Origin of the sequence: Paracoccus broussonetiae, assembly GCF_031854425.1 — a bacterium.
Classification (GTDB): Bacteria; Pseudomonadota; Alphaproteobacteria; order Rhodobacterales; family Rhodobacteraceae; genus Paracoccus; species Paracoccus broussonetiae.
On sequence record NZ_JAVRQI010000041.1, the window covers coordinates 1 to 2,892 of the forward strand.

Genomic DNA, 2,892 nt, shown 5'->3' on the forward strand with positions numbered 1-2,892 from the left:
ACCCGATCGCATGGATACCTGTTACGACGACGGCACCGAGGAATACGGTATCTGCGACGAGGAGTGCGATTGCTGCGGGGCCGACTTCCAGCATGCGGGCCAGGGATGTCTTGATGCCGACGGCAGCGATGGCGATGAGCAGCGCCCAGCGGCTGAGGATGCCGGCGGCATCGGCCAGGGCCGCCGGGATCATCCCCAGCGAGTTCGCGACCGCCAGCACCAGGAAGCCCAGCACGAAGCCCGGCAGCACGGGCGGGCGCTTGCCCTCGACCTGGTCGGCCAGCCCGCGCGAGCGGATCACCAGCGAGATGCACAAGACCACCGGCGCCAGCATCGAGACCCGGATCAGCTTGACCAGCGTCGCCGTCTCGCCGGCCTCGGGCCCGATCGAGAAGCCCGCGCCCACCACCTGCGCCACGTCATGGATGGTGCCGCCCAGGAACACGCCGCTGTCGCGCGCGTCAAAGCCGAACAGTTGCGCCAGCATCGGATAGACCACCATCGCCACCGTCGACAGCACGGTGACCGAGAGCACGGTGAAGACCAGGTCGCGCTCGGATTTCTCGTGGCGCGGCAGCACCGCCGCGATCGCCATCGCCGCCGAGGCACCGCAGATCGCGACCGAGCCCCCGGTCAGCAGCGCGAAGCGCCAGTCCCGCCCGACCAGCCGGGTGATGGCCAGCGCGAACAGGATCGTCAGCACCACCCCCGTCACCACCAGCGCGACCGCCGCCGCGCCCAGCCCGGCCAGCATCTCGACCGAGATCCGCGCCCCCAGCAGCGCCACCCCAAGGCGCAGCACGGTCTTCGCGGTGAAGCCGATCCCCGGCGCGGTGCGCGAACCGGCCTCGGACAGGAAGTTCAGCGCCAGTCCCAGCAGCAAGGCCATCAGCATGGCGGGCGCGCCGTAATGCTCGGACAGGAATTGCGCCGTCGCCGCGACCAGCACCGAGACGGCAAAGCCGGGAAACAGCTCCCTCAGGCTGGACTTCAGGCTTTGGCCCCGGCTCTGGGCGGCGGAAAGATGCATGGCAAGGCTCGTCATCGGGTCGGTCCGGATCGAAGGGTCAGCGCGGCCCGGCATGGGTTGCCGGGCCGCGGTTGGGTCACTGCGCGCCTTGCTGCGGGCGCATGTCGGAGGCGTCGATGCCCGCGACCACCACCGGCTTCTTCATCGCGTCGCGGCGGAAGGGCTCGCCCAGTTCCTGGTTCAGCACGACCTCGATGAAGGTGGTCTCGCCCGACTTCATCTGCCGCTCGACCGCGTCATGCAGCGCCGCCGTCAGTTCCTCGGCCCCGCGCACCTGCACGCCATTCGCGCCGCAGGCCTTGGCGATCCCGGCATAGGTGGTGCCGCGGTCCAGCTCGGTCCCGACGAAGTTGTTGTCGTACCACAGCGTCGTGTTGCGCTTTTCCGCACCCCATTGGTAGTTGCGGAAGATCACCATGGTGATCGCCGGCCAGTCGTCGCGGCCGCAGGCGGTCATCTCGTTCATCGAGATGCCAAACGCGCCGTCGCCGGCGAAGCCGATCACCGGAGTGTCGGGGTTGCCGATCTTGGCCCCCAGGATCGCCGGGAAGCCATAGCCGCAGGGACCGAACAGGCCCGGTGCCAGGTATTTCCGCCCGGCCTCGAAGCTGGGATAGGCATTGCCGATGGCGCAGTTGTTGCCGATGTCGGAGCTGACGATCGCCTCCTTCGGCACCGCCTGCATGATCGCGCGCCAGGCCTGGCGGGGCGACATCAGCTCGGCCTCGCGGGTGCGGGCGCCTTCGTTCCATTCGGTGCCCGGATCATCGTCCTCGTGGTCGAGGCTGGACAGTTCCTGCGCCCAGCGGGACTTGGTCGTCGCCACCAGCGCCTTGCGGTCGTCGCGCCCGGCATCGCCTGCATTGTCCGCAAGCTGGCCCAGGATGCCGCGCGCCACCTTGGCCGCGTCGCCCTGGATGCCCACCGTCACCTTCTTGGTCAGGCCGATGCGGTCGGCATTGATGTCGACCTGGATGATCTTGGCTTCCTTGGGCCAATAGTCGATGCCATAGCCCGGCAGGGTCGAGAACGGGTTCAGCCGCGTCCCCAGCGCCAACACCACATCCGCCTTCTGGATGATCTCCATCCCGGCTTTCGAGCCGTTGTAACCCAGCGGTCCCATCGCCAGCGGATGCGAACCGGGGAAGCTGTCATTGTGCTGGTAGTTCGAGCAGACCGGCGCATCCAGACGCTCGGCCAGCTTGATCAGGTCCGGGATCGCACCCGACAGGACCACGCCCGCGCCCGACAGGATGACCGGGAACTTCGCCTCGCTGAGCAGCCTTGCCGCCTCGGCCACCGCATTCTCGCCGCCCGAGGGGCGCTCGAAGGCCACGACCTGCGGCAGCTCGACATCGATGACCTGGGTCCACATGTCGCGCGGGATGTTCATCTGCGCCGGGGCCGAGTTGCGCCAGGCCTGCATGATGACGCGGTTCAGCACCTCGGGAATGCGCGAGGGGTCGCGCACCTCTTCCTGATAGCAGACGCAATCGGCGAAGAGCCGCATCTGCTCCATCTCCTGGAAACCGCCCTGGCCGATGGTCTTGTTCGCGGCCTGCGGCGTGATCAGCAGCAAAGGCGTGTGGTTCCAGTAGGCGGTCTTGACCGGCGTGACAAACCCCGTCACCCCCGGCCCGTTCTGCGCGATCGCCATCGACATCTTGCCGGTCGAGCGCGAAAACCCGTCCGCCATCAGCCCCGCATTCGTCTCATGCGCGCAATCCCAGAACCGGATCCCGGCTTTCGGAAAAAGATCCGAAACAGGCATCATCGCAGAACCGATGATCCCAAATGCCTGATCAATCCCGTGAAGCTGCAATACTTTGACGAAGGCCTCTTCTGTCGTCATTCTCATGGGT

Annotated in this window: 2 protein-coding genes; both read right to left on the reverse strand. The window is 67.2% G+C overall.

Features of this window, described 5'->3' with window-relative positions; translation table 11 throughout:
- Positions 1-1,030: YeiH family protein (locus RM190_RS23235; protein ID WP_311761857.1), on the reverse strand; the 1,030-nt coding region annotated here is incomplete at its 3' end.
- Between the two features lie 76 nt (positions 1,031-1,106).
- Entirely contained in the window at positions 1,107-2,888 is a 1,782-nt protein-coding gene (xsc, locus tag RM190_RS23240) for a sulfoacetaldehyde acetyltransferase (RefSeq protein WP_311761858.1), read from the reverse strand.
- Positions 2,889-2,892 lie beyond the last annotated feature (4 nt).